The sequence below is a fragment of the Streptomyces sp. YIM 130001 genome, from assembly GCF_003574445.1.
Lineage (GTDB): Bacteria > Actinomycetota > Actinomycetes > Streptomycetales > Streptomycetaceae > Streptomyces.
Genome location: NZ_KZ984559.1, coordinates 21,417 through 47,391, shown reverse-complemented (window position 1 = coordinate 47,391; position 25,975 = coordinate 21,417). Strand labels below are relative to the sequence as shown.

General features: G+C 69.9%; 27 protein-coding genes and 1 pseudogene. 12 read left to right on the top strand and 16 right to left on the bottom strand.

Annotation, left to right across the window (positions count from 1 at the left end):
- Positions 1-49: 49 nt before the first annotated feature.
- Genes DSC45_RS21380 through DSC45_RS21345 form a run of 8 tightly spaced genes read right to left on the bottom strand, consistent with a single transcriptional unit; the run spans position 50 to position 7,980 of the window.
- Positions 50-799, bottom strand: a complete 750-nt coding sequence (locus DSC45_RS21380; RefSeq protein WP_119293392.1) for a ferredoxin reductase — start codon at positions 797-799, stop codon at positions 50-52.
- On the bottom strand, positions 792-1,403 hold the full coding sequence (locus DSC45_RS21375; RefSeq protein ID WP_119293390.1) for a sulfite oxidase-like oxidoreductase: 612 nt from the start codon (positions 1,401-1,403) through the stop codon (positions 792-794). The genes DSC45_RS21380 and DSC45_RS21375 overlap by 8 nt, the downstream gene beginning before the upstream one ends.
- Positions 1,400-2,698 (bottom strand): amidohydrolase, encoded by a 1,299-nt coding sequence (locus DSC45_RS21370; protein ID WP_119293389.1) that lies wholly within the window; start codon positions 2,696-2,698, stop codon positions 1,400-1,402. Before DSC45_RS21370 ends, DSC45_RS21375 begins: the two co-directional genes overlap by 4 nt.
- Positions 2,695-3,465 carry a nucleoside phosphorylase gene (locus DSC45_RS21365; RefSeq protein ID WP_119293387.1) on the bottom strand — a complete coding sequence of 257 codons (771 nt, stop codon included), beginning with the start codon at positions 3,463-3,465 and terminating at the stop codon, positions 2,695-2,697. The genes DSC45_RS21370 and DSC45_RS21365 overlap by 4 nt, the downstream gene beginning before the upstream one ends.
- Positions 3,462-4,319 carry an ABC transporter permease gene (locus tag DSC45_RS21360; protein WP_119293386.1) on the bottom strand — a complete coding sequence of 286 codons (858 nt, stop codon included), beginning with the start codon at positions 4,317-4,319 and terminating at the stop codon, positions 3,462-3,464. The genes DSC45_RS21365 and DSC45_RS21360 overlap by 4 nt, the downstream gene beginning before the upstream one ends.
- Positions 4,319-5,377 carry an ABC transporter permease gene (locus tag DSC45_RS21355; RefSeq protein ID WP_240434766.1) on the bottom strand — a complete coding sequence of 353 codons (1,059 nt, stop codon included), beginning with the start codon at positions 5,375-5,377 and terminating at the stop codon, positions 4,319-4,321. The genes DSC45_RS21360 and DSC45_RS21355 overlap by 1 nt, the downstream gene beginning before the upstream one ends.
- 1 nt (position 5,378) lies before the next feature.
- Entirely contained in the window at positions 5,379-6,950 is a 1,572-nt protein-coding gene (locus DSC45_RS21350) for an ABC transporter ATP-binding protein (RefSeq protein WP_119293384.1), read from the bottom strand.
- Positions 6,934-7,980 (bottom strand): BMP family ABC transporter substrate-binding protein, encoded by a 1,047-nt coding sequence (locus DSC45_RS21345; RefSeq protein WP_119293382.1) that lies wholly within the window; start codon positions 7,978-7,980, stop codon positions 6,934-6,936. The genes DSC45_RS21350 and DSC45_RS21345 overlap by 17 nt, the downstream gene beginning before the upstream one ends.
- A 319-nt stretch (positions 7,981-8,299) precedes the next feature.
- On the opposite strand from DSC45_RS21345, the gene mtnA reads away from it, so the two are divergent.
- Entirely contained in the window at positions 8,300-9,331 is a 1,032-nt protein-coding gene (gene mtnA / locus DSC45_RS21340) for an S-methyl-5-thioribose-1-phosphate isomerase (RefSeq protein ID WP_119293380.1), read from the top strand.
- A 48-nt stretch (positions 9,332-9,379) separates the two neighbouring features.
- Here the strand turns inward: mtnA and mtnB are convergent, their stop codons facing one another.
- Genes mtnB through DSC45_RS21325 form a run of 3 tightly spaced genes read right to left on the bottom strand, consistent with a single transcriptional unit; the run spans position 9,380 to position 11,276 of the window.
- Positions 9,380-9,976: a methylthioribulose 1-phosphate dehydratase gene (gene mtnB, locus DSC45_RS21335; RefSeq protein ID WP_119293378.1), complete on the bottom strand. Its 597-nt coding sequence runs from the start codon at positions 9,974-9,976 to the stop codon at positions 9,380-9,382.
- Complete coding sequence (gene mtnC / locus DSC45_RS21330; protein WP_119293377.1) at positions 9,973-10,695, bottom strand: acireductone synthase; 723 nt, start codon at positions 10,693-10,695, stop codon at positions 9,973-9,975. Before mtnC ends, mtnB begins: the two co-directional genes overlap by 4 nt.
- Positions 10,692-11,276 carry a 1,2-dihydroxy-3-keto-5-methylthiopentene dioxygenase gene (locus tag DSC45_RS21325; RefSeq protein WP_119293375.1) on the bottom strand — a complete coding sequence of 195 codons (585 nt, stop codon included), beginning with the start codon at positions 11,274-11,276 and terminating at the stop codon, positions 10,692-10,694. The genes mtnC and DSC45_RS21325 overlap by 4 nt, the downstream gene beginning before the upstream one ends.
- Before the next feature lie 174 nt (positions 11,277-11,450).
- On the opposite strand from DSC45_RS21325, the pseudogene DSC45_RS36465 reads away from it, so the two are divergent.
- From DSC45_RS36465 to DSC45_RS21310, 3 genes and pseudogenes are all read left to right on the top strand, one after another.
- Positions 11,451-12,743, top strand: a pseudogene (locus tag DSC45_RS36465) (oleate hydratase); the annotation flags it as partial.
- Between the two features lie 19 nt (positions 12,744-12,762).
- Positions 12,763-13,317 (top strand): oleate hydratase, encoded by a 555-nt coding sequence (locus DSC45_RS36460; RefSeq protein WP_240434765.1) that lies wholly within the window; start codon positions 12,763-12,765, stop codon positions 13,315-13,317.
- Between the two features lie 251 nt (positions 13,318-13,568).
- The gene (locus tag DSC45_RS21310; protein ID WP_119293372.1) at positions 13,569-15,224 is read left to right on the top strand and encodes a glycine/sarcosine N-methyltransferase; all 1,656 of its coding nucleotides are present in this window, start codon (positions 13,569-13,571) and stop codon (positions 15,222-15,224) included.
- A gap of 60 nt (positions 15,225-15,284) precedes the next feature.
- Here DSC45_RS21310 and DSC45_RS21305 read toward each other — a convergent pair whose 3' ends face one another.
- The 3 genes from DSC45_RS21305 to DSC45_RS21295 are packed head-to-tail and all read right to left on the bottom strand — an operon-like array spanning position 15,285 to position 17,238.
- Entirely contained in the window at positions 15,285-15,923 is a 639-nt protein-coding gene (locus DSC45_RS21305; RefSeq protein WP_119293370.1) for a disulfide bond formation protein B, read from the bottom strand.
- The gene (locus tag DSC45_RS21300; RefSeq protein ID WP_162929291.1) at positions 15,923-16,156 is read right to left on the bottom strand and encodes a DUF5993 family protein; all 234 of its coding nucleotides are present in this window, start codon (positions 16,154-16,156) and stop codon (positions 15,923-15,925) included. Before DSC45_RS21300 ends, DSC45_RS21305 begins: the two co-directional genes overlap by 1 nt.
- Before the next feature lie 41 nt (positions 16,157-16,197).
- Complete coding sequence (locus tag DSC45_RS21295) at positions 16,198-17,238, bottom strand: NAD(P)-dependent alcohol dehydrogenase (RefSeq protein WP_119293366.1); 1,041 nt, start codon at positions 17,236-17,238, stop codon at positions 16,198-16,200.
- 93 nt (positions 17,239-17,331) lie between these two features.
- Here DSC45_RS21295 and DSC45_RS21290 point away from each other — a divergent pair, with 93 nt between their 5' ends.
- Positions 17,332-17,919, top strand: coding sequence for a TetR/AcrR family transcriptional regulator (locus DSC45_RS21290; RefSeq protein WP_119293364.1), 588 nt, complete (start codon positions 17,332-17,334; stop codon positions 17,917-17,919).
- Positions 17,920-17,949: 30 nt separating this feature from the next.
- On the opposite strand, the gene DSC45_RS21285 is transcribed toward DSC45_RS21290, so the two are convergent.
- Positions 17,950-18,252, bottom strand: coding sequence for a helix-turn-helix domain-containing protein (locus tag DSC45_RS21285; RefSeq protein WP_119293362.1), 303 nt, complete (start codon positions 18,250-18,252; stop codon positions 17,950-17,952).
- Between the two features lie 66 nt (positions 18,253-18,318).
- Between DSC45_RS21285 and map the strand changes: the two genes are divergently transcribed.
- On the top strand, positions 18,319-19,095 hold the full coding sequence (gene map / locus DSC45_RS21280; RefSeq protein WP_119293709.1) for a type I methionyl aminopeptidase: 777 nt from the start codon (positions 18,319-18,321) through the stop codon (positions 19,093-19,095).
- Positions 19,096-19,122: 27 nt separating this feature from the next.
- On the opposite strand, the gene DSC45_RS21275 is transcribed toward map, so the two are convergent.
- Positions 19,123-20,928: a sigma-54-dependent Fis family transcriptional regulator gene (locus DSC45_RS21275; RefSeq protein ID WP_119293360.1), complete on the bottom strand. Its 1,806-nt coding sequence runs from the start codon at positions 20,926-20,928 to the stop codon at positions 19,123-19,125.
- A gap of 218 nt (positions 20,929-21,146) precedes the next feature.
- Between DSC45_RS21275 and DSC45_RS21270 the strand changes: the two genes are divergently transcribed.
- From DSC45_RS21270 to DSC45_RS21245, 6 genes are all read left to right on the top strand, one after another.
- The gene (locus tag DSC45_RS21270) at positions 21,147-21,941 is read left to right on the top strand and encodes an acetoin reductase (protein ID WP_119293358.1); all 795 of its coding nucleotides are present in this window, start codon (positions 21,147-21,149) and stop codon (positions 21,939-21,941) included.
- Positions 21,942-21,986: 45 nt separating this feature from the next.
- On the top strand, positions 21,987-22,985 hold the full coding sequence (locus tag DSC45_RS21265; protein WP_119293356.1) for an amidohydrolase family protein: 999 nt from the start codon (positions 21,987-21,989) through the stop codon (positions 22,983-22,985).
- Position 22,986: 1 nt separating this feature from the next.
- Positions 22,987-23,781 carry an iron-sulfur cluster assembly protein gene (locus DSC45_RS21260; RefSeq protein ID WP_119293354.1) on the top strand — a complete coding sequence of 265 codons (795 nt, stop codon included), beginning with the start codon at positions 22,987-22,989 and terminating at the stop codon, positions 23,779-23,781.
- Positions 23,778-24,803: an NAD(P)-dependent alcohol dehydrogenase gene (locus DSC45_RS21255; protein ID WP_119293352.1), complete on the top strand. Its 1,026-nt coding sequence runs from the start codon at positions 23,778-23,780 to the stop codon at positions 24,801-24,803. Before DSC45_RS21260 ends, DSC45_RS21255 begins: the two co-directional genes overlap by 4 nt.
- Positions 24,804-24,834: 31 nt before the next feature.
- Positions 24,835-25,164, top strand: a complete 330-nt coding sequence (locus DSC45_RS21250) for a putative quinol monooxygenase (protein ID WP_119293350.1) — start codon at positions 24,835-24,837, stop codon at positions 25,162-25,164.
- Between the two features lie 137 nt (positions 25,165-25,301).
- Entirely contained in the window at positions 25,302-25,949 is a 648-nt protein-coding gene (locus tag DSC45_RS21245; protein WP_119293708.1) for a GOLPH3/VPS74 family protein, read from the top strand.
- Positions 25,950-25,975 lie beyond the last annotated feature (26 nt).

Here is a 25,975-nt window from a genome sequence, read left to right as displayed (position 1 = left end):
CCGTTCCTCCCCGCCCGGTCGCTGTGCCCCCGCCGGGCGGCGGAGCGCGTCAGCCGTAGCGTTCGATCCTGATCCGGTCCACCGGCTGCCCGAGGTCGACGAGCAATCGGGAGGCATGTTCGGCGAACGCGTTGGACCCGCACACGTACGCCTCCCACTCAGGCGCTCCGGCCGCGAGGAGCGGCGCCACATGGTCCGCGGACAGGCGCCGGCCCTCGCCCTCCCGGGTGAACACGGCCGTGGTCTCGTCCCCGTACTCGTCTGCGTAGAGCAGCTCCTCACGGGTGCGTGCGGACACCAACAGGCGTAGCGGTACGTCGAGTCGGTGACGCCGGTGGTGGCGGAGCATCGAGATCAGCGGGACCACGCCCGAGCCCCCGCCGAGCAGGAGCGCGGGACGGTCGCCGGGCCAGGCGAAGAAGCCGCTGAGCGGGCCCCGCACCTCCACCTCGTCACCGGCCCTGGCGAGCGTGTGCAGGTACCCCGACACCTCACCGCCCTCGACGTGGTCGAGGGTGAGCTCGATGTGACCGGAGTCGTCGGGCGCCGAGGCCAGCGAATAGTGGCGCTGCGCCGTGTAGCCGTCCTCGGCCGTCAGGCGCATCATCAGGTGCTGGCCCGGGAGATGGCCCTGCCAGCCGGGCACCGCGAACCGGAACGTCGACGCCGCCGGCGTCTCCCGGCGGATGTCGGTGAGACGGGCGCGCTGCCAGGTCGCGGCGGCGCGGTTGCTGGCCACGATCCTGCCGGGTACGGCGAATCGGGTGCGGGGCGTCGAGGCCGTCGGTGTCTCAGTCACCTGCGTACCGCTGCTCTTCCCAGGGGTTGCCCCGCGCGTGATAGCCGTTCTGCTCCCAGAATCCGGGCTCGTCGTGATCGAGGAGACGCAGACCGGCGAGCCACTTGGCGCTCTTCCAGAAGTACAGGTGAGGCACCAACAGCCGTGCGGGGCCGCCGTGTTCGGGCGGCAGCGGCGCGTCCTGGTAGGTGAGTGCGACCCAGGCGCGGCCGCCCGTGACATCGGCGATCGGGAGGTTCGTGGTGTAGCCCGTGTGCGAGTACGCCACCACATGCGTGGCGGACGCGTCCGGGCGTACGGCGTCGAGGAACGTGTCCAGTGGCACCCCGCCGAAGCGCACCCCGAACTTGGACCAGGTCGTCACGCAGTGGATGTCACCCTCGTAGCGGGTGGTGGGCAGCTGCCGCACCTCCGGCCACGTCCAGGTGCGGGGTTCGTCGACCAGGCCGTCGATGCGGAACGACCAGTCCTGCGCGTCGAGTTGCGGCGTCACCTCGGCCGACAGGATCGGCCAGTCGTCGCCCGCGTCGTACTGTCCCGGCGGCAGTCCGGGGTTGTGCACACGGGGGCGGCCGACGAAGCCGCGGGTGGCGCGGACGGTCATACGATGCCCTCCAGACCCGCGACCACGGACCCTTCGTCGAGGGTGGTGAGTGCGCGGTCGCGCATCAGGATTCTGCCGTCGACGACGGTGTCCCGCACGTCGCAGGCCCCTGCCGCGTACGCGAGCATCGACCAGGGGTCGTGGCGCGGGGCGAAGTGCGGCCGGTCCAGATCGATCACGATCAGGTCGGCGCGTTTTCCGGCCTCCAGGGAGCCGAGTTCGGCGCCGAGACCGAGGGCGCGTGCCCCCTCGGCCGTCGCCATGCGCACCGCCTGCTCGGCGCCGACCGCGGTCGGGTCGCCGTCCGCCTTGTGCACGAGGGCGGCCTGCCGCACCGCGCCCAGCACGTCGAGTGTGTTGGAGCTGACGGCGCCGTCGGTGCCGAGCCCGACCGTGACACCCGCGCTCAGCAGTCGCGGCACGGGCGCGATTCCGCAGCCCAGCTTCAGGTTCGACACCGGGCAGTGCGCCACGGAGGTGCCGGTGCGGGCGAGCGCGGCGATCTCCGCGCCGGTCAGGTCGACGGCATGCGCGAGCAGCACATCCGGCCCCAACAGGCCGAGGGAATCGAGGAGTTCGACCGGACGCTTACCGTGCTTGACCTCGACGGTGGCGACTTCGGCGGCATTCTCCGAGGCATGGATGTGGATCAGCGCGCCGAACTCCCGGCCGAGCGCGAAGATCTCGGCCAGCTGCTCGGGCGACAGGGTGTAGGCCGAGTGCGCGAACAGGACGGGCCGGGTGCCCGAAGGCCGCGCGGCCAAGTCCCGGCGCGCCCAGTCGAGTCGGGTGCCGTAGGCGCGCGAGTCCGGCGGGTCGGGTACGTCCATGAAGGTGGGTCCGGTGAGCAGCCGCCATCCCGCTTCGCGCGCCGCCTGTTCGGCCGCCTCGTGGAACCAGTACATGTCGAGCGCGGAGGTCACGCCCGCTCGTATGCTCTCCGCCACGGCCAGGCGGACCGCCGCGGTCACGTTCGCCGGGTTGAGCAGCCGGGCCTCCGCGGGCAGCACGCGGCCGAGGAACTCCTGCAGCGTCACGTCGTCGGCACTGCCGCGCAGCAGCGTCATCGCGAGGTGGGTGTGCGTGTTCACGAGCCCGGGCATCACCAGGCCGCCGCGGGCGTGGAGTTCGTCGGCAGGGGAGTAGCGGGCACATAGCTCGTCCGCCGGGCCGACCGCCACGATCGCTCCGTCACGGACCGCGACCGCACCGTCCTCGACGACCGTCGATGCCGCGTCGACGGTCAGCACCGTGCCGCCGTGGACGAGCAGGTCCAGTTCCTCGCCGTCACTCACCGGGACTCGTCCTCGGCCAGCAGGCGCAGGGCATCCAACGCGACGGCGCTGCCGCGGGACACGCCCTCGGCGACCACGTCCCGATGCGGGTTGTAGCCACCGGCCGAGAAGGGGGAGTCCTCGTCCACCAGCTCGTCCGCGTTCGCACCGTCCACGACGAGAACGCCGCCCGCGACCAGCCCGCGCAGCGAAGCCGTCACATACAGCGCGGACAGCTCCATCTCGATGGCCGCGAGCCCCGCCTTGTCGTACGAGGCGAGCGGGATCAGGCCCGGCTGGAACGCCGCCCTGGTCCACACCAGGCCCCGGTGGTGCGGCGCACCGGCCTCGCGCGCCGCGCGGCTCAGAGCCAGCACCGCCTCGGGCGCGGACACCGCCGGGTACTCGGCGGGCACCAGCTGATGTGTCACCCCGTCGTCCCGCACGCAGGCCTCCGCGACGACCAGGTCACCGTCGCCGATGCCCCGGCGCATCGCACCGGCCGTACCGAACCGGACGAGGGTGCGTACCCCTGCGTCCGCGAGCTCCTGGAACAGCAGGATCGCGCCAGGCGCACCCACTCCGTGCGAGGCGACGACCACCGGAAGCCCCTGCCAACTCCCGCTGAACACGCGGTACTCACGGTGGTACGACACCTCCTTCGCGTCTTCGAGGAGGTCGGCGACGGCCGCCGCACGAGCCGGGTCGCCGACGACGACCGCCCGGGGAGGCAGTCCCGTGCGCGGTATCCGGGTGATGGGCAACAGGTCGGCTGCGGGGGCACTCATGCGACGGCTCCAGTCTTGCGGCGGCGCTTCGCCGTGGTCAGGAAGAGGGCGATCAGGGTGACGACGTACGGCGCGGCGTCCGTCGCCTGCTGCGGCAGGCCGAGGCCCTGCAGCCGGAAGCCGGCGGCCTCCGCGAGCCCGAAGAGCAGGGCCGCGAGCAGCACACCGAGCGGCAGGGCACGGCCCAGCATCACGGCCACCACGGCGATCCAGCCACGGCCGGCCGTCATGTTCTCGGAGAACAACGTGACGTTGCCCAGGGCGAGTTGAGCGCCCGCGAGTCCGCACAGAACCCCGGAGGCGAGCACCGCCCCGTACTTGTACTTCGCCGGGCTCACTCCAAGGGTCGCCGCCGCCTCGGGCGCCTCGCCGACGCCGCGCAGCCGCAGCCCCCAGGCGTGCCGGGAGAGCAGTACGGCCGCGACCGCGACCGCGCCCCACGACAGCCAGGTCAGGGGCGAGAACCCGGCGATCTCGCCGAGCCCCGCGAGGTCGGGGTCGTCGAAGGTGCCCTGCACGCCGAAGACCGTACGGAGCAGGAAGCTCGTCAGACCCACCGCGAGGAGGTTCATGGCGACGCCGAGGACCACGGCGTCCCCCTTGAGCGTGACCGCACCGACGGCGAGGATCAGGGAGTACGCGGCCGCGGCCAGCGCCGCCGCCAGCACCCCGAGCCACGGGCTGCCGGTGAACCAACTGGTGGTCACCGCCGTGAAGCAGCCCATCAGCATCATGCCCTCGAGGCCGATGTTGAAGACGCCGGCCCGTTCGCAGATCGCGCCGCCGAGCGCGGCGAGCAGGATCGGAGTGAGGGCGCGCAGCGCCGACAGGGCGAGATCGGAGTCGAGGAACATCACACGCCGGCCTTCTGGGGTTCGTCACTCTTCTTGCGCCGCCAGGTGATCCGCAGCCGCGCCGCCAGGAACACGATCACGATCGCCTGCAGCACCTGGGTCAACTCGCGCGGCACCTCGGTCGTCCGCTCCATCGAGAGCCCGCCGACCTGCAGCACCGCGAAGAAGAACGCGGCCAGCGCGGTGCCGACCGGTGCGGCCGCCGCGAGCAGCGCCGCCGTCAGACCCGTCCAGGTGTAGCCGGGTGCGGTCAGCGACCCGTCCAGGAACCGGAACGGGAAACTGAGCACCCCGACCGCCCCGACGAGCCCGGCGATGGCCCCCGACACCGCCATGAGCTGCAGCGTCTGCCGTCCCCGCTCGACTCCCGCGTACGCGGAGAAACGCCGGTTGAGTCCGGTCATCCGCATCTCGTAGCCGACCGTGGTGCGCGAGTCGACGACGTAGTACGCGACGGCGGCGAGCGCCACGAGCACGAGGCCGAGCGTCACCGTGGACGACCCGAACGCGGGCAGTCCCACACCGTCGGGAAGCGGCTTCGTCTGCGGCAGGCTGGAACCGGGCTCCTTGAGCGGATAGCGCACCAGATACGAGGCGAGGGACCCAGCCGGATACGACAGGAGCAGGCTGCTCACCAGCAGCGGTACGCCGAACTTGATGTCGCACACCGCGGCGAGCGCGGCGTACAGCGCACCGCCCGCCATACCGGCGAGCACCGCGAGGACTGTGGTGAGCGGCGCCGGCAGGGGCGAGTACAGACCGACCGCGGCGGCCGAGATGCCGCCGAGCACCAACTGGCCGTCGCCGCCCAGGTTGATGAGCCCGGCCCGCAACGGGATCGCGAGCGACAGCGCCATCCCGAGCACGCTGGTGCCGGTGGTCAGCGTCGAGCCGATCCCGTCCGAGCCGAGCGAACCGGTCAGCACCGCCTGGTAGGCGGTCAGCGGGTCCGCGCCGGTGCCGATCAGGAACAGCGCCCCGATCACGAGCGCTGCGGCCACGGAGAAGAAGACGGGGGAGCGCAGCACGCGCACGGGCCCCGGCAGGGTCGTCGCCACGTCAGGCCCCCTTCTCTGCGGGCGCCGTGGACTGCGCGGGCACCACCGGGTCCTGGTCCGCCGCGACCGCCGTACCGCCGGCCATCGCGAGCCCGAGCGTCCGCTCGTCCGCCTCCGCCTTCGGGTACGAGGCGACGATCCGGCCCTCGTACATCACGAGGACCCGGTCGGCGAGCCCGCGTACCTCGCTCAGTTCGGCGGACACGAGCAGCACCGCGTGCCCCGCGTCGCGGTACGCGATCAGCTGCTCGTGGATGTTCTGGACCGCACCGATGTCGACGCCGCGGGTGGGCTGCTCGACGAGCAGCAACGGAGCGTCATGGGCCATCTCGCGGCCGATCAGGAGCTTCTGCAGGTTGCCGCCGGACAGGGCGCCGGCAGCGACCGTCGGCGAGGACGCCCTGACGCCGAACCGCTCGATCAGCGACCGGGCGTGTGCGCGCACCGACTTCGGCAGCAGAACTCCCTTGTGGGACAGGGTAGTCCGGTGATGGCCCATCGCCAGGTTGTCGGCCACGGATGCGGCCGGTGCGGTGCCGACGGCGTGCCGGTCCTCCGGTACGTAGGCGAGTCCCTGGACGCGTCGACGGGCCGCAGAGGCATGCGTGATGTCCAGCCCGCAGAGCGTGACCCGCCCCGAGGCGAGCGGGCGCAGCCCGGCGAGGGCCTCGACCAGTTCGCTCTGCCCGTTGCCGGCCACACCGGCGATCCCGACGATCTCGCCGGCCCGCACCGTGAGGTCGGCCCCGTGCACACCGGCCGCCGAGAGCCCCGACACACCGAGGACCTCGTCGCCCGGCACGCCGGGCTCGTAGACGCGGTCGAGGTCGACCGCCCGCCCGGTCATCGCCGCGGCGATCTCGTCCGCCGTGGTGTCCGGCGTACGCAGGCGCGCGACGACCCGGCCGTCGCGCATCACCGTCACGTTGTCGCTGCCCTCGAGGACCTCGCGCAGTTTGTGAGTGACGAGAACCACCGTGCGGCCCTCGTCGGCGAGCGAGCGCAGCACCGCGAACAGGGCGTCCGCCTCGGACGGGGTGAGGACGGCGGTCGGCTCGTCGAGGATGAGCGTGCGGGCGCCGCGGTGCAGGAGTTTGAGGATCTCCACGCGCTGCCGCACACCCACCGGCAGATCACCGACACGGGCGTCGGGGGCGACCGCGAGGCCGTGCGTCTCGACCAGCTCGGCGACGCGGCGGCGCGCGGCCGCCCGGTCGACGAAGCCGAAGCGCCGCGGCTCGGAGCCGTACACCACGTTCTCGGTCACGGTCAGCGAGTCGAACAGCTTGAAGCTCTGGTGCGCCATGCCGAGCCCGGCCGCCATCGCGTCGCCCGGTGAGGCGAACGACACCTCGCGTCCGTCGACCTTCACCGTGCCGGAATCGGGGCGCAGCATCCCGTAAAGGACGGACATGAGCGTCGACTTGCCGGCGCCGTTCTCGCCCATCAGGGCGTGGATCTCGCCGCGGCGCACCGAGAGGTCGACCCGGTCGTTGGCGAGGGTGCCGGGGAACTCCTTGGTGACGGCTCGGAGTTCGAAGGCGGTCTCGGCCGGATCAGGCGGCGGGGTCATCGACCTTCAGCTTCCCGTCCACGATCTGGTCGCGCAGGCCGGTGACGTTCTTCAGGACGTCAGGGTGCTTCGCGATCACACACTTCGACGAGGCGACGTCGTTCTCGAGGCCGGTGAGGGTGATGCCGCTCTCCTTGAGGCCGTAGGACACGTTCTTGCCCGCGTCGCCGCCGAGGATGTGGTCGATGCCCTTGCGGACGGCGACGTCGGTGCGCTTGACCACGTTGTCGACGACCGTGCCGGGTGCGGACGGGCACTGGTTGACGTCCACGCCGTAGGCGAAGGTGTTCTTGGCCTTCGCCGCCTCGAACACTCCGTAATTGCCCGCCGCTGCCGCCGCCATGATGTGGTCGGTGCCCTTGGAGATCAGCGATCCCGCCTGCTCCTTGGCGCGCGCCGAGTCGTCGAACGGCGACTGTCCGCCCACGAACCGGGTGCTGGCCCGGGCCTTGGCGTCGACGTGCTTGGCGCCCGCCGCGAACGGGTCGCTGTAGCGCCGGAACTGCGGTGTGTCCAGGACGTCGACGGCGCCGACCTTGCCGCTCTTGCTCAGCAGCCCCGCCTCCGCGCCCGCGAGGAACACTCCCTCGTGCTCACGGAACGTGGCACAGGCGACATTCTTGAACGTCTTCTTCGTGCAGGCGTCGACCATCAGGAACTGCTGCTTCGGGTGCGCCTCGGCCTGCTGGGCCACCGCGTCCGCGAACTCGAATCCGACCAGGACGACGGTGTCCGGAGCGGCGTCCACCGCGGCCTGCAGATTCTGCTGCTGCGAGGCCGTGTCGGAGCTCTGGTACACCTTGTGCGTGCCGCCGTGCGCCTTCGCCGCCGCCTTCGCACCGCTCACGGCGAGCTTGAGGAACTCGTTCTGACCGATCGGGTCCGGGGTGATGAGCGTGAACGCCTTCGACCCCTTCGCGTCCGATCCGCCTGAATCACCCTTTTTGGCCGCGGCGTTGCAGCCCGTGAGGACGAGAGCGGTACCGGCGGCCAGTGCGGCGAACTGGAGAGGGCGGGATCTACGGGGCATGGCGGGGCCTTCCGGACGTGGTGCTACGGGGAGGAGGACTGCGGAACCGGCGTGCGCGCGGGGCGAGTTCAGCCGCGACAGGCGGCGCTCGAGCACCGGCCGTAGTCGAGGAAGCGGCGCATCGTCAGCAGCACGGGCCCTCCTCCTTGTTGTCGTCCCGGTGCGGTGGAGCAGGAGGGTAGCACTGCTTTTCGCACCCCTGCCCGAACGTCTCGAACTGTGGTTCGCGCTGGTCATGTACGGTGTCGCGCACCCTCAGCCGTGTCCCGCCGGCCACGCCCGCGGCCGGGTCCGCGTCCAGAGATTCAGGAGAATCCGCATGTCCCAGGAGCTGCGCGCCGTCCAGTGGACCGGCGGCGAACTCGCCCTCATCGACCAGACCGTCCTGCCGCACCGCACCGAGATCCTCCGGGTCGAGAACGTCGACGGCCTGGTGGACGCCATCCAACGACTCGTGGTGCGCGGCGCCCCCGCCATCGGTGCGGCCGGCGCGTACGGCGTCGCCCTCGCCCTGCTGCAGGGCGAACGCGAGGGCTGGAGCGCCGAACGGCTGGATGCGGAGATCGCCCGCATCCGCGCTGCCCGCCCCACCGCCGTCAACCTGATGGTCGGTGTCGACCGGGTCGCGGCCCGGCTCGCCGAGGGCCTGGACACCGTCCTCGCCGAGGCGGCCGCCGTACAGCGCGAGGATGTCGAGGCGAACCGTGCCATGGGCGTCCACGGCGCCGACTGGCTGCTGAAGCGCGTGAGCGCGGACCGGCCGCTGCGCCTGCTCACGCACTGCAACACGGGCGCCCTCGCCACCGCCGGCTGGGGCACCGCCCTCGGCGTCATACGTGAACTGCACGCCCGCGGCCTGGTCGAGGTCGTCTACGCCGACGAGACCCGGCCACTGCTCCAGGGCTCGCGCCTGACCGCCTGGGAACTGGTCCAGGAAGGAATTCCGCACTACGTGCAGGCCGACGGCGCCGCGGCGGGCACCATCCTGCGCGGCGAGGTGGACGCCGCGATCGTCGGCGCCGACCGGATCGCGGCCAACGGCGACACCGCCAACAAGGTCGGCACCGTGGGAGTCGCCCTCGCCTGCGCGGACGCGGGAATCCCGTTCCTGGTCGCCGCGCCGACCACCACGGTGGACGTCGGCACACCGGACGGCTCCGCCATCCGCATCGAACTCCGCGGCGAGGACGAGGTGTTGGAATGGGGCGGCATCCGAACCGCGCCCACCGGCTCCCGCGGCCACAATCCGGCCTTCGACGTGACGCCGGGACGACTGGTGACCGGCCTCGTCACCGAACGCGGAGTGCTCGAAGTTGCCGCCGGTGAGCTGCCCGGGGATCGGCCGGCCTGACCGGCGCGGGGCCGGCCACCCGGCCCCGCAACGCTCACTGCGTACGAACTACCGCTCTGTCAGGGCGAGTTCGAGGAGCCACTCGACCACCTCGGTGTGGTGTCGCGCCTGCCGCGGCGTGTCGCCCCATACGTACAGGCCGTGCCCGGCGACCACGACTGCCGGCATCCGCTCGTCGCGCGCCGCCTCCAGGCGGTCGCCGAGCTCCGACATGTCCTGGCTGTTGGCGATGACCGGCAGCGTCACCTCGGCGTCGTGCGCGGGCTGTCCGACGCCCTTCAACATCTCCAGATCCCGGAAGACGATCCCGCCCGGCTCGCGCCGCCCCATCGCCACGGAAGCCACCGTGTGTACATGGACGACGGCGTTCGCCCCGGTCAACTCCGCGACCCGGGCGTGCAGTTCGGCCTCGGCCGATGGCTTGCCGCCGTCCACCGCCGCTCCGCCGCCGTCGACCAACACCACGTCCCTGGACGTCAGTTCACCCTTGTCGTGGCCGCTCGCGGTGACCGCGAGCCGCAGCGGATCACGGGACAGCACGGCCGACAGATTGCCCGACGTCCCGCGCATCCAGCCGAACGACGCGAACCGCGCCGACTCCGCGGCCAGGACCGCCCCGGCCTCCTCCAGCTGGAGTGTGGTCACTGTGTGCTCCTCGTGCTCAGCTCGATCTCGTCGAACGTGCCCACCTCGGGGTGGTCGCCGACGCCTTGCTCGTAGTACGGCTCTCCGGGACGCCGGACCCCGACGGCCTGCCAGCCCGCCTCGCGCGCCGCGTCCAGCTCACCGGGCCGGTCGGAGAGGAAGAGGGTGCGTCCGGCGGGCACACCGAGGGCCGCGGTGATCCGGCGGTACGACTCCGCCTCCTGCTTGGGCCCGGCGTTCTCGGTGTCGTACAGACCGCCGACCAGCGCCAGCAGGTCACCCTCGGGACTGCTCGCGAACCATGCGCGCTGCGCCGCGACCGACCCCGACGAGTAGACGGACAGCCCGAAGCCGGCCGCGTGCCAGGCACGCAGCACCGGCAGCACGTCCCCGTAGAAGTGCGAGACGAGATCGCCGCGTGCGAAGCCCTCCGCCCAGATGATGCCCTGCAGCGTCTTGAGCGGGGTGGCCTTGCGATCCTCGTCCAGCCAGTCGTTCAGGGCCCGCTCGATACGGGCCGCGTCCGCGTCCGGTTCGCCGAGCAGCTCCCTGACCTGCGAGGCCGCACGCGCTACCGCGGGCTCGTCGCCGCGCTCCGCGAGAAGCGCACCGAAGCGCCGCCGCGAGTACGGGTAGAGCACGTCCACCACGAACCCGGTGGCGCTCGTGGTGCCCTCGATGTCGAGCACCACGGTGTCCACGTCGAACTGCACACTCACGCCCGGTGCCCCGCCGCGATCGTGTCGAAGTCCGGGAAACGGTCGGCGATCCGGTCGCCGGTGAAGTTCCCGATCCAGCCGTCCTCCTCGTGGAAGAACCGGATCGCCGTGAACGACGGACGGGTGCCCATGTCGAACCAGTGCGTCGTGCCGCGCGGCACCCCGAGCAGGTCACCCTTCTCGCACAGCACGGCGTGTACCTCACCGTCCACGTGCAGATAGAAGATCCCGGATCCGGAGACGAAGAAGCGGACCTCGTCATCGTCGTCGTGCGTGTGCTCCTGCAGGAACTTCTCCCGCGCGGCCTTGGCCTTCGCCTCGAACTCCGGGTCGTCACTGGGGTGCAGGCCGAGCACGTCGACGGTGGTGAAGCCCTCTTCCCCGTTGAGCTTCTCTATCTCGGTCCCGTACGCCGCGAAAACGGTGTCGCTGTCCGCGTCGGCCGGCACATCCTCGCGGACCGGCCACTGCTCGTAACGGACCCCGAGCGGAGCGAGCGCCTCCCTGATCTCGGCCGGGTCGGCGGTACGACGCACCTGGGTGTCCGGGCCGCTCTCGGGCCAGGTGGTGAGGAGAGTCATGGGAACTCCAAGGAGAAGAGACGGGCAGCGGAAGCAAGGGGCAGCGAAACGGGCGGGTGCGGAAGAGGACGACCGGGCGGGAGGCCGTGCGGAAGGCGGCGGTACGGCGGTGCGGAAAGCTCCGTCAGCCGCGGCACGCCGCGCCGGTACAGCGCCGCGGCACCGCCCTGCCATATGTCGTCACGTCACGCCTCACAGTCCCGGGAACGGTGGCCGGTCCCCGGATCGTATCCCCAGGTGAACGCCGCACGGCAGACGGCTGCCGCACCGTCTCACTCTCCGAGAACGGCGCACCGCGCTCCACGGCCGGCCACGGATCCCGGTACGGCCCGGCCGCCCTGCGCCTCATCCGTTCGGCCCCGTACCGCTGCCGGGTGCGGGACCGCACGCGAGGCTGACAGGGGCGTACGTCGAAGAGCCCCCGCGTGTGCCACCCGCCCAGGGTGGCGCGACGAAGTGAGGAGAGCATTCATGGCGAAGGCGTATCTGGTGGGCAGCGGGATCGCGTCCCTGGCGGCGGCAGCGTTCCTGATCCGCGAAGGCCGCTTCGCCGGACCGGACATCTCGATCCTCGAGGAGCAGGACCGCGAGGGCAGCAGCCTGGACGCCGCGGGGTCTCCCGAGAGCGGCTACACGATGCGCGGCGGCCGGATGTTCGAGATCCACTTCGACTGCACCTACGACCTGCTCGGATCGATCCCGTCCCTGGACGACCCGACGAAGTCCGTCACCGAGGACACCTTCGCCTTCCACGAGGACTTCGCCTGGGACGACCACGCCCGGCTCGTCGACGCCTCCGGCAAGGTGGTCGACGCGCACTCGATGGGATTCTCCGAGCGCGACCGCCTGGAACTGATCAAGTGCGTGGGCACACCCGAGAAGCTCCTCGACGGCAAGCGCATCGTCGACTGCTTCAGCGCGGAGTTCTTCACGACGAACTTCTGGTGGATGTGGTGCACGACCTTCGCCTTCGAACCGTGGCACAGCGCGATCGAATTCCGCCGCTACCTCAACCGGTTCGTCCACCTGTTCAAGACCTTCGACGCGATGTCGGGGATCTACCGCACGCGGTTCAACCAGTACGACTCGATCGTGCGCCCGCTGGTGAGCTGGCTCGACGCCCAGGGCGTCACCGTCCGACTCGGCACGTCCGTAACCGACCTGCGGCTGGCGGACGGTGACGCGCTCACCGTCGAAGGGATCACCTGGACGCGCGGTGGACACAGCGAGGAGGTCGAGCTCGGCCCGGACGATCTCGTCCTCGTCACCAACGGCTCGATGACCGCCGACTCGACCCTCGGCTCCACCGACGCCGCACCCGTACTCGACACCTCGAAAAGCAGCGGCTCCTGGAAACTCTGGGAAACCCTCGCGGCGAAACGGCCGGGACGGCTCGGCGATCCGGCCGTCTTCAACACCTCGGTGGACGACTCGACCTGGGAATCCTTCACGGTGACCACCAAAAGACCCCACCTTCTTCGAGTTGATGGAGCAATTCAGCGGCAGCGAAGCCGGCAAGGGGGGCCTCATCACCTTCAAGGACTCCAGCTGGCTGCTCACCATCGTGCTCAACCACCAGCCGCATTTCCACGAGCAGCCGGAGGACACCTACGTCTGGTGGGGCTATGCCCTCTTCCCCGACAAGCAGGGCGACTTCGTGCGCAAGCCGATGCGTGAATGCACCGGCCGGGAGATCCTCGACGAAGTACTGCGGCATCTGCACTTCGAGGAAGGGCCGCAGATCCTGGACCGATCGATCGTGATCCCCGCCCTGATGCCGTACATCACCAGTCAGTTCCTGGTCCGCAGCGCGGGCGACCGACCGCAGGTCGTGCCCGAGGGATCGACGAACCTGGCATTCATCGGGCAGTACGCGGAAGTCCCCGAGGACGTCGTCTTCACCGTCGAGTACTCGGTACGCACCGCATGGACCGCCGTCGCCGGTCTGCTCGGCCTCGACCGGCAGCCCCCGGCGGTCTACAAGGGGCGCCACGACCCGAAGGTTCTCGTCGAGGCACTGGCGACCATGCACCGGCACTGAGACCCGACTTCGGTGTCTATATGGGGAGATGGGGGGTTCTCGGCACGCGGAAGAATCTCGGGCCTCAAAGGCGCTGGCCAGAGCGGCGATTCGCCTCAACTCCGCATATGTATACGACGATTGGAGGCATGGAACGGGTGTTCCCTGGATAACCATGCGCTCAGACCGCATGCTGCCGAGGCCTCGCGCCGGAGCCGTGCGGGACTGTCGCGACCGGGCAACACACCCACAACTGAAGGGTCCCCCTTACCGTGCAACCGGCCCAAGAGTTCGGCGACAACCCCGTTGAAGTACGAGAGACCGGGCACTACACCGAGGAATACGTCCCCAGTTTCGTCGAGAAATGGGACTCCCTCATCGACTGGGAAAAGAGAGCGGAGAGCGAAGGGAACTTCTTCATCGACCTGCTGCGCAAGTGGGGGGTGAAGAGCGTTCTCGACGTCGCCACGGGAACCGGATTCCATTCCGTGCGGCTGCTTTCGGCCGGATTCGAGACCGTGAGTGCGGACGGCAGCGCGGACATGCTGGCCATGGCGTTCGAGAACGGTGTGAAGCAGGGCGACCACATTCTCCGTGTGGTCCAGGCCGACTGGCGCTGGCTCAACCGGGACGTCCACGGCGAGTACGACGCCATCGTCTGCCTCGGCAACTCCTTCACGCACCTCTTCTCGGAGCGTGACCGGCGCAAGGCGCTCGCCGAGTTCTACGCCATGCTGAAGCACGACGGAATCCTCATCCTGGATCAACGCAATTACGACACGATCCTGGACGACGGATACACCAGCAAGCACACGTACTACTACTGCGGCGAGGACGTCAGCGTGGCGCCGGAGTACGTCGACGAGGGCCTGTGCCGCATGCGGTACGAGTTCCCCGACGAATCCGTGTACCACCTCAACATGTTCCCGCTGCGCAAGGACTACGTCCGTACCCTGATGTCCGACGTGGGCTTCCAGCACATCGAGACCTACGGCGACTTCCAGCACACCTACCGGGGTGAGCAGCCGGACTTCTTCGTGCACGTGGCGGAGAAGGAGTACCGGATCGGCGACGACACCGAGGGGCGGTACACCGGTGCGGTCGGCACCGCCCGCAGTTACTACAACTCGTCGGACGCCGACACGTTCTACGCCGCCGTGTGGGGCGGTGAGGACATCCACATCGGCCTGTACGAGAGCGCCGAGGAACCCATCGCGGACGCCAGTCGCCGGACCGTCGAGCGGATGGCCGGGAAGCTGGACCTCGAACCCGGTTCCGTGGTGCTCGACCTCGGCTCGGGATACGGCGGTTCGGCGCGGTACCTGGCCGGGACGTACGGGAGCCGGGTCCTCGCTCTGAACCTCAGCGAGGTGGAGAACCGGCGGCACGCGGAGCTGAACTCGGCGAGCGGTCTCAGCGACCGCATCGAGGTCGTGGACGGATCCTTCGAGGACATCCCCTACCCGGACGACTCCGTCGACGTCGTCTGGTCCCAGGACGCCTTCCTGCACAGTGGGAACCGCGTCCAGGTCCTCGAGGAGATAGCCCGGGTCCTGCGCCCCGGAGGCCACGTCATCTTCACCGACCCCATGGCCGCGGACGACTGTCCCAATGGTGTGCTGCAGCCCATCCTGGACCGCATCCACCTCGACGGCATGGGGTCACCCGCCTTCTACACGCGTGAGCTGACCCGGCTCGGTTTCTCGGCCGTGGACGGCGGGTTCGAGGAGCACCGCGAGCAGTTGGTGGCCCACTACGCCCGCGTCCTGAAGGAGACCGAGCGGCAGGAGGCGGAAGGACTGGCCCGCAAGGTCAGCCACGACTACCTCACGCAGATGAAGAAGGGCCTCGACCACTGGGTCGACGGTGGTCGCAAAGAGCACATCACCTGGGGCATCTTCCACTTCAGGCTCAACGCAGCGCAGTGACGAGTCACGGAGGGCGCAGTTGACGGTGCGCCCGCTCAACTGCCGCCCTCCTGGGGGTGGTCAGTCCAGAATCCCCACCTGATAGAAGAACTCGTAGCGCGCGGGGTCGTCGGGCAGGAACCAGTGGAAGCCCTCCTCGAAGAAGACCGCCACCATGTTCACGGCGATGACCAGGCCGATGAACCAGAGGACGACCCGCCCCAGCGTCCGGTACACCGCCGACTCAGGGATACTCGAACCGGCCGTGCGATGGGCCAGCGCCATGACGACGCCGATGGCCACCACCGAGGCCATGAACAGGATCCACGCCCACACGTACATGTGCAGACCGAGGACCGGACTGCCGTAGCCCTTGTCGCCCGGCAGGATGTGCAGCATGGTCTGCCGCCAGGAGGTGAAGCCACCACCGATGCAGGCGACCAGGGCGAGTCCCCAGCCCATCATGTAGTCGCGGCCCGCGAGGCTGCCGGTCATGCCCTTGCGCACGATCACTCCGGCACCGAGCGCGGCCAGCAGCATGAACATCCGCTGGATCATGCACAGCGGGCAGGGATAGTCCCAGCTGATGAACTGCACGCCGAGCCCGGCACAGACGATTGCCGTCCAGCCGGCGGCGAACAGGCAGGCGAACCAGTACTGGACCTTGCCGAGTGCTCCGGAGGCCTCGGTCTCCCTGAGCGGTGCGGTCACGGTGGCCATCAGTAATTCAGCCCCAGCCCCAGGCTGCTGGTGATGTGGTGCGAGAGCAGCACCAGCGTGGCCGCGAACACGACCCACCAGACGACGAGCAGTACGTTCCGGCTGCGCCGGCGGTAGAGGACCAGCCACGTGGCCAGCAAGCCGCCGAAGATCAGGGTGTCCATGCGCGCGGACGGTACCGAGCGGGCCGCCGGCCCGAGCAGGAGCACGCCGGGCGGCGATCCGTTGCCCACGGAAGGACCACGCGTGGAGCGGCCGTCCGGCCGTCCGGGGCTCAGTCCAGGTCGGACATGTCCAGTACGAAGCGGTAGCGGACATCGTTGCGACCGAGCCGGTCGAGGGCGGTGTCCACCTGCGAGGAGGGGAGTACCTCGACGTCGGCGGTGATGCCGTGCTCGGCGCAGAACCGCAGCATCTCCGCGGTCGCCGGCCGGCCGCCGCTGCCGGCGGAGCTCAGCCTCTTGCGTCCGGCGAGCAGGTCCATGGCCTCGACGGTGACGGTGCCCAGGTACCCGACCAGGCAGAGTGTGCCGTCCATCGCCACCAGCTGCAGATACGGGGCGAGTTCATGCGGCGCGGAGACGGTGTCGATGACGACGTCGAAGGAGTCGCGCGCCGCGGCCATCTGCTCCGCGTCCGTGGAGACGACGAGGCCGTGAGCGCCGAGCCGCTCGGCGTCGTCGCGCTTGTCCTGCGTACGGCTGATGACCGTGGTGGTCGCCCCGAGCGCCACGGCCATCTTCACCGCGAGATGGCCGAGACCGCCGAGTCCGGCCACGGCGACGCGGGTCTGCGGGCCCACGCCGAGCGCGCGCAGCGGCTCCCAGACAGTGACTCCGGCGCACAGCAGCGGGGCCGCCGCGGCCGGATCCAGACCGTGAGGGAGGGGGTAGGCGAAGGCGTCGCGTACGACGTACTCGCGGGAGTAGCCGCCCAGGGTGGTCGACCCGTCCTGCCGGTCGGTGCCGCCGTAGGTGAGGGTCGGGAAGGAGTAGCAGAAGTTCTCCTGCCCCGCCTTGCACATGGCGCAGGCGCCGCAGGAGTCGACGATGTTGCCGACCGCGACACGGTCGCCGGCCGAGAAGCCGGTCACCTCGGCGCCGGTCTCGGTCACCACACCGGTGAACTCGTGGCCGGGGACCAGAGGAGTCGGTGCGCTCTCGTCGTGGGCGCGCAGGGAGTGCAGGTCGGTATGGCACACGCCGCAGTAGTCGATCCGCACCGCGACGTCGTCCGGGCGCAGGTCGCGGCGCTCCAGGGGGGTGCGCCGCAGCGTGCCCGTGCCGGTCGCACGCAAGCCGGTGGTCGTTCGCACAGGAAGCCTCCTAGACAAACTGTTCGGTCTATTTGAGAGTAAGCACGACGACCCGCCAAAGCAAACCAACTGTTCTGTTGGTAAGGTCGGTGCATGCCGGAGCAGCCCCAGACCTCGCGAGGCGCCGCGACCTATCAGCGCGTCGTGGAAGCCGCCACCGAGGAGTTCGCCCAGTACGGCATCGCCGGAGCGCGGGTCGAGCGCATCGTGAAGGCCGCGCGCACCAACAAGGCGCAGCTCTATGCCTACTTCGGCGACAAGGAGCAGCTCTTCGACGCGATCTTCCGGAGCTCGCTGGACCGCATCACCAACGTCGTCCCCATCGACGCCGATGATCTGTCGGACTGGGCTGTGCGCCTCTACGACGAATACCTGCGCCGCCCGGACCTCATCAGGCTCGCCACCTGGACGCGCCTGGAGCGCCGGCCGGCCGGGCACCTTGTCGACACCCGTGAGCGTTACGACGAGCGCAAGCTCGCGGCGATCGCCGACGCGCAGGCCGCGGGGCGGGTCCGTGAGGGCGACCCGTTCGACATCATGGCCATGGTCATCGCCATGTCCATGGCCTGGTCGCCGGTCAGCAACGTCTACGCCGCGACGGGCGAGGAGCCGGCCGACGTGCATGAGCAGCGTCGCGCCCTGCTCCGCGACTGCGTCCGCAGGGCGACCGAAGCAGGCTGACGCGGCCCTGCCGGCCCGGGGGTCGCTCGGTCAGGCGGGCAGGCGTTCGCGGCCGGTGCGCTCGATGTCGGTCCGCCGGGCGTCGCGTTCGGGCAGGCTGATCTCGGCCCATACCGCATCGAGGGACAGGTCGAGTACGTCGGCGATCGCCGCGATGGTCGGGAAGGCCGGGGTGGCCACACGTCCCGACTCGATCTTCCGGAGCGTCTCCGGCGAGACGTTGGCGTCGAGTGCGACGTCGAGCATCGAGCGATTTCCCCTGGCTCGGCGCAGGAGCGCGCCGAGGCGCTGTCCACGTTCGACCTCTGCGGGGGTGAGCGGCAACCTGACCATGGCGCCAATTGTAGTACCGGTATAGTCATCCCGGGATAGTTATTGGAAGCATGGGAGATGCACCGCATGATCGAGATCCTGAACTCCACCCTTCTCGCCCGCGCGAAGGACACGGGCGCCCTGGTGGCCGACATCCTGCAGACGCTCAGGGCCCGCAGCGCGGTCGGCACGAACCTGCTGGACATCGACCGATGGACCAAGGAAATGATCCTCGAAGCGGGAGCCCAGTCCTGCTACGTCGACTACGCACCGTCCTTCGGGCGCGGCCCGTTCGGCCACTACGTCTGCACCGCCGTCAACGACGCGGTACTGCACGGCCTGCCGCACGACTACAAGCTCGCCGACGGCGACCTGCTCACCCTCGACCTCGCCGTCTCCCGAGGCGGAGTCGCCGCGGACTCGGCCATCAGTTTCATCGTGGGCGAGGCGCGACCGGCGCAGAGCGTCGCGCTGATCGAGGTGACGGAACGCGCACTGGCCGCAGGGATCGCCGCCGCCGGGCCCGGAGCCCGCATCGGCGACCTCTCGCACGCCATCGGCACAGTCCTCGGCGAGGCGGGATACAAGATCAACACGGAGTTCGGCGGGCACGGCATCGGATCGACCATGCACCAGGACCCGCACGTGGCCAACACCGGCCGCCCCGGCCGTGGTTACACACTCCGCCCCGGCCTGCTGCTGGCCCTGGAGCCGTGGGTCATGGAGGACACCGCTCAACTCGTCACCGACGCCGACGGATGGACGCTCCGCAGCGTGACGGGCTGCCGCACGGCGCACAGTGAGCACACCATCGCCATCACCGACGACGGGGCCGAGATCCTCACGCTGCCGACCCAGGCGTAGAAGCACTCCTCCGCAGCTCGGCCCGGCTCAGGAACGCGTGGGAAGCGTGATGCCGTAGGCCCGCATCTTGCGGTAGATCGTCGTACGGGAGATGCCGAGCCGCTGCGCCGCGAGGAGCTTGTTGCCGTCCACCTCGAGGAGAGCCTGGACCAGAGTGTCGCGCTCGGACGCTTCCCAGGCGCTCAACGACCGGCTGCCGGCGCTGTGCAGGGACGGCGGCAGATCGCGCAGCTCGATGCGATAGGTGCGCCGGCCCGCGGCCGCCTCCCGCAGGGCGAAGTTCAGTTGGCGGATATTGCCCGGCCAGTCGTGCCTGCGCAGCAAGGGCAACACCTCGGGCGCGCATTCGACGTCCGCGCCGATGCGCTGCAGCAGACAGTCGACCAGGACCGGAAGATCCGCGAGGCGGTGCCGCAGGGCCGGTACGGCTGCCGCCTCGATGAAACAGTGCCGCAGGGGCTCCGGTACGCCCGGAGCGCGATGGAGTGTGCCCACGATCCACGTGCCCTGTGCCGCCGCCGCATCCAGTGCCTGGGCTACGGCTGGAGCCTGCTCGGCAGTCACGGCGTCGACGTTCCGCAGGACCAGGGCACGGCCGGGGCCTGCGGGAGCCTCGCTCAGAGCGGTCGGCAGGTCGGTCTCCACATCGGCGGGACGTGGGTCCAGCGCGTCCACGAGGGCCGGAGCCGACGCCGCGCCGGTCAGCGCGTGCGCGGCACCGGCCAGAGCCGCTTTCCCCGTGCCCGTCTCGCCGTGCAGCAGGAGCGGCGTCCGCTCGCGGGCGCAGCGCGACACCGTACGGGAGACGGTGTTCCATGCCGGGTCCGTCCCGGCCAGTCCCGGCAGCGGCCACGGCCGGTTCGCGTCCTGCTCCTCGCGGGAGCCGGAAACGGCACGAGGGCGGTCCTTCTCGGCGGGGCGGTCCGCGAAGGACAGTTCGAGGAGGTACCCGGCCGCACCCGCGGAGCTGTCGATCTGCCGGCAGCGCATCAACACCGTTTCCCCGCGCGACAGTTGCACCTGCCGGCGCGTGCGCGGCGCGTGCCCGAGGTCGGCGGCGGCCTCGTGCAGCAGCCGGTGATCGTCACCGGTGAGCCTCGACGAGGCGGCGGAGTTGGCGAGTACGAGGTCCTGGCCGAGGCAGAGCACCAGCCGGTCACCGTAATGGGTCACCTGCTGGAACGCTTCGAGCAGCGCGCGCTGGTGCGAGCTGCTGAACTCGTACATCACCCGCTCGATGTCGCCGGCCGCTTCCTGCACCAGGGCGGCCATCAGGGTGCGCGCCGGACCGTTCCAGCAGGTCAGGTTCATCGCCCCCTCGACCCGCCCGGTGACCGAGTTGCGGATCGGGGCGGCGGCGCAAGAGACGTTCTGCAGGCGTTCGTTGAAGTGCTCGGTGCCGAGGACCACGTTGGGCCGGCGCTCCTCGAGGGCGACCCCGATGCCGTTCGTCCCGACGAACTGTTCGGCGTAGTTGAAGCCGGGCGCCAGGTGGACGCGGTCCAGGTGCGCGGAGAGCCGCTTCTCCCCGACGCGGCGGTCGCGGACCCAGCCCTTCCGGTCCGTCACGATCACACACGCGTCCGAACCCGCGAGGGTCTGCTCGAGGCGGTCGAGAACCGGAGTCGAGGCGCGGACCAGACGGCTTTCACGGTCGTAGTCCGGCTGATAGGGAACGACCACCTCGTCCGTGCCGATCCCCAGATACTTGGACCGCTGCCAGGAGTTACGGATGCCCTCCGGCACGATCGGCGCAGGTGGGTCCGCATTCGCCAGGAACTGCAGGCGCGCTCGTGCAATGGTCCGGTCCCGCTCCGGGCTGTCACTGAGCATGGCGTCTCCGATGGGGCGTGTTTCCGCCATATTACGAACGCGTTTGTACCTGTCAACGGGTGGTTGGCCGGGACTTGTCCGCGTAATTGCCGTGACGTGACCGGCGGTGCGCCGGCCGTGTTCCACATTGAAAAACTCGACGGCACTCCGCGCCCCCACGCTGATGAACAGCGCCGCACGAAGGATGCGGTAGCCAACCGTCGAGCACAGGAGCAGCTATGACTTCCGCCGACAACGCAGCCCGTACCGCGATCGTCACCGGCGCCGCCCGTGGCATCGGCCGCAGCATCGCGGAGCGGCTGGCCGACGACGGACTCGATGTGGCCGTCGCCGACCTCCCCGGCATGGGCGAGGAACTGAAGCAGGTAGCAGCCGGCATCGAGAAGAAGGGACGCCGCGCCCTCGCCGTGCACGCCGACGCGAGCAGCAAGGAGCAGACCGACGCGCTGGTCGCCGAAGTGGCCGGTCACTTCGGCAAGGTCGACGTGTATGTGGCCAACGCCGGTATCGCGAGGGTCACTCCGCTCCTCGAGACCGGACTCGACGAGTTCGAGCAGATCATGGCCGTGAACCTGCGCGGTGTCTTCCTCTCCTACCAGGCCGCGGCACGCCAGATGATCGCCCAGGGCGGTGGCGGCAAGATCATCGGTGCCGCCTCGATCGTCGCCTACCGGCCGTTCGCGCTGCTCGGCACCTACTCGGCGTCGAAGTGGGGCGTACGCGGCCTGACCCAGGCCGCGGCCATGGAGTGGGCGAAGCACGGCATCACTGTCAACGCGTACTGCCCGGGCATCGTCGGCACCGACATGTGGGACCTCATCGACGAGCGCCTCGCCGAGGAGGAGGGCCTGGACAAGGGCCGGGCCATCAAGAAGTACGCCGAGGCCATCGCGCTCGGCCGGGTCGAGGAGCCCGCCGACGTCGCGTCCTTCGTCTCCTACCTGGCCTCGCCCGACTCGGACTACATGACGGGCCAGTCCGTCATGATCGACGGCGGCATCCAGTTCTCCTGACGCGAGGCGTCCCCGGCAGCACCCCATCGCGAACTGAGGAGAGAGATGTATTCCAAGGACGGCGAGAACTACTTCATCGTGGACGCGCACATCGCGCTCTGGGACGCGCGCCCCGAGAACCAACTCAACATCCACGGCAAGCAGTTCATCGACTGCTTCTACGACTACCACCGCAACCTGAGTCCGGAGTCCGAGCTGTGGCCGTACGAGGAGTACCTCTACTACGGCGGTGAGCGGCTGATGAAGGACCTCTTCACCGACGGCTACGTCGACCACGCGATCTTCCAGCCCGCACGGCTGGGAGCGTTCTACCGCAACGGGTTCGGGCAGACCGAGGAATCCTTCGCGCTCGCGCGGCAGCACCCGGACAAGCTGACGTACAACCACTCCTGGGATCCCCGGTACGAGCAGAAGGGACTCGACCAACTGCGGCGCGACGCCGAGCGGTTCCAGCTCAAGGGCGCGAAGCTCTACACCGCCGAGTGGAAGGGCGACAGCCGAGGCTACAAGCTCGACGACCCGTGGACGTACCGCTACCTCGAGGAGTGCCAGAACCTCGGGATCAACAACATCCACGTCCACAAGGGGCCGACGATCCGGCCGCTCGACCGGGACGCGTTCGACGTGGCGGACGTCGACAAGGCGGCCACACAGTTCCCCGAGATGAACTTCGTCGTCGAGCACTGCGGCCTGCCCCGGCTCGAGGACTTCTGCTGGATCGCCACGCAGGAGCCCAACGTGCACGCGGGGCTCGCGGTCGCGATGCCCTTCATCCACAGCCGGCCGCGCTACTTCGCCCAGATCATCGGTGAACTCCTGTACTGGCTGGACGAGGACCGTATCCAGTTCTCCAGCGACTACGCGCTGTGGACGCCGCGTTGGCTCGTCGAGCGGTTCGTCGACTTCCAGATCCCCGAGGACATGACCGAGTACGCGCCGATCACCACGGCGCAGAAGAAGAAGATCCTCGGCCTGAACGCGGCCGCCATGTACGACATCGAGGTGCCGGCCGGCCTCGGCGTCGCCGAACCGGCGGTGGCCTGAGATGGCCGCCTGCTGGCGGGAGGAGTCCGCCCGCGCGGCGCTCGACGCGGTCTACGACCCGGAGTTGGACGAACCGATCACCGACCTCGGCTTCGTGCTGTCCGTGACCGTCACCCCCGACGGAGCGCTCACCGTCCGCCTCAGGCTGCCGACCTCGTTCTGCTCGCCGAATTTCGCGTACCTGATGGCCTCCGACTCCAAGGACGTCCTGACCGCGCTGCCCTGGACCCGCGACGTCGTGGTGCTCCTCGACGACCACCACGACTCCGACATGATCAACCGCGGACTCGCGGCGGACGCGGGCTACCGCGGGACGTTCGGGGCCGAGGCCGAGAAGGACCTCGACGCACTCCGGCTGACGTTCCGCCGCAAGGCCCACGCCGCGGCGATGGAGCGGGTGCTGGCGCGCGTGCTGCGCGAGAAACCGGACCTCACCGAGGAATCGCTCCAGGACGTCGTGGTCGGTGACCTGCCCGACTCGCGGGAGTCCGGCGCACTGCTGCGACGACGGGAGGCTCTCGGCCTCGGCGTGGCACCGTCCGACCCGGTCCTGGTGGACGAGGATGGACGACGCTATCCGCCGGGAGAGATCCCGCTCCGGCTGCGCTTCGCCCGCGCGGTCCGGGTGTCGATCGACGGCAACGCGCACTTCTGCCGAGGCCTGCTCCGTACCCGCTATCCGCAGTCCGCGGCGGACCAGACACCGCGAGCCGCGGACCCCGCACAGGAGGCGGATCCGGTGCCCGCGGGAAAGCTCCTCCACCTCACCGCCCCGCCGAAGGAGAACGTCTCGTGAAAGCAGTCCAGGTCGTGGGCTACGGCAAGAACCTCGAGCTGGCCGAGGTCCCGGCTCCCGAGGCCACCGGCCCGTTCGACGTGATCGTCAGGATCGGCGGTGCCGGGGTGTGCCGCACCGACATCCACATTCTCGAGGGGCAGTGGGCGCAGAAGTCCGGGGTGACGTTGCCCTACACGATCGGGCACGAGAACGCGGGCTGGGTGCATGCGGTCGGCAGCGCCGTCACCAACGTCCGCGAGGGCGACAAGGTCATCGTGCATCCGCTGATCACCTGCGGACTGTGCCGGGCATGCCGGGCCGGTGACGACGTGCACTGCGCGAACAACCAGTTCCCCGGCATCGACACCGCCGGCGGCTACGCCGAGTACCTGAAGACCTCCGCGCGCAGCGTCGTCCGGATCGACGACTCCCTGGAGCCCGCCGATGTGGCGGCCCTGGCCGACGCGGGACTCACGGCTTACCACGCCGCGGCGAAGGCGGCCCGCACCCTGCGGCCCGGCGACCGCTGCGTCGTCATCGGTGCCGGCGGGCTCGGGCACATCGGCGTCCAGGTGCTCAAGGCCATCACCGCCGCCGAGATCGTCGTCGTCGACCGCAACCCCGACGCGGTGGCGCTCGCCGTCTCCATCGGGGCGGACCAGGGTGTCGTCGCGGACGGCAGTCACGTCGAGCGCGTACGCGAACTCACCGGCGGGCCGGGCGCGGAGGCGGTCATCGACTTCGTCGGTGAGGGCGGTTCCACCAAGGACGGCGTCGGCATGCTGCGCCAGGCCGGGGATTACCACGTGGTCGGATACGGCGAGAACATCGACATCCCGACCATCGACATCATCTCCGCCGAGATCAACTTCATCGGCAACCTCGTCGGTTCCTACAATGACCTGTGCGAACTGATGGTTCTCGCCGCGCAGGGCCGCGTGCGCCTGCACACCGCCAAGTACCCGCTCGAGCGCTTCCAGGACGCCCTGGACGATCTCGGGAACGGCCGGATCCGGGGGCGAGCGATCCTCACCCCGTGACCCCGCCCCGAACGACATAGGAAGTGGCCCCTTGATTTTCATCACCGTGAAGTTCCGCGTCCGCCCCGAGCACGCCGACCGCTGGCCCGAGGTGGTGAAGGAGTTCACCGACGCGACGCGCGCCGAGCCCGGATGCCTGTGGTTCGACTGGTCCCGCAGTCTCGACGACCCGACGGAGTACGTCCTGGTGGAGGCCTTCCGCGACGACGACGCCGGCGCGGCGCACGTCGGTTCGGAGCACTTCAAGGCGGCGCAGCGGACTCTGCCGCCCCACCTCGTCGCCACGCCCCGGGTCATCAACGTGAAGGTGCCCCAGGACGACTGGTCCCTGCTCGGTGAGATGATGGTCCAGGAGGACTGACGCGGATCGCGGATAGCGGATCGCGCAGCCGGAGCGGCCGAAGCCTGTCGTACTACGGGACTTCGGCCGCTCTTCGCTGTACTCGGGGGGACCGTGGGGCGAGTTTGGCTGCGGCGGGAGGCAGGAAGATGGGTGTCATGACGAAGCTGACACTGCCGGAAGAGTTCATGCTGATCGCCCTCGACGACGAGAGCGGCGGCGGCAAGACCCGTCCCGGCATCGACTACGCCGTCGCCGGCATGGCGCTCGTCCAACTCGCCCTCGACCACCGGGTCGAGGTGCGCGAGGACGACACCGTGAGCGTCCTCGACCCGGCCGCGTCGGGAGTCCCGGTCCTTGACTCCGTACTGGCGAAGGCCGCGGGGGAGCGGGACGGCGTGAAGGTCAAGACGCTCCTGCGCCGCTGTCGCCGCGGCGCGGTCGACGGCACCCTCGAGTCGCTGGTGGCGCGCGGTGCGCTGAAGAAGCGGACGAGCCGCGTTCTCGGACTGCTGCCCCTCACGCGGTATCCGGAAGCCGATGGTTCCGCCGAGCGCGAGGTGCGTGAACGACTGTCGGCAGTCGTACTCGGCGGCGCGGAACCGGACGAGCGCACGGCCGCCCTGGTGTCCGTACTGCACGCCGCGCGTTTGCGGGGCAAGGCGTTCCCCGACGCGGACCGCAAGCAGGTCAACAAGCGGATGGACGAGGTCTCGGAAGGCCAGTGGATCGAGCCCGTAGTACGCCAGGCGGTCCGCCGGACCCGTGCCGCCATCATCGCCGCCTCGTCGGGTGGCGGATCCTGAAACCGGGGCCCGTGGGCGGACCGAGA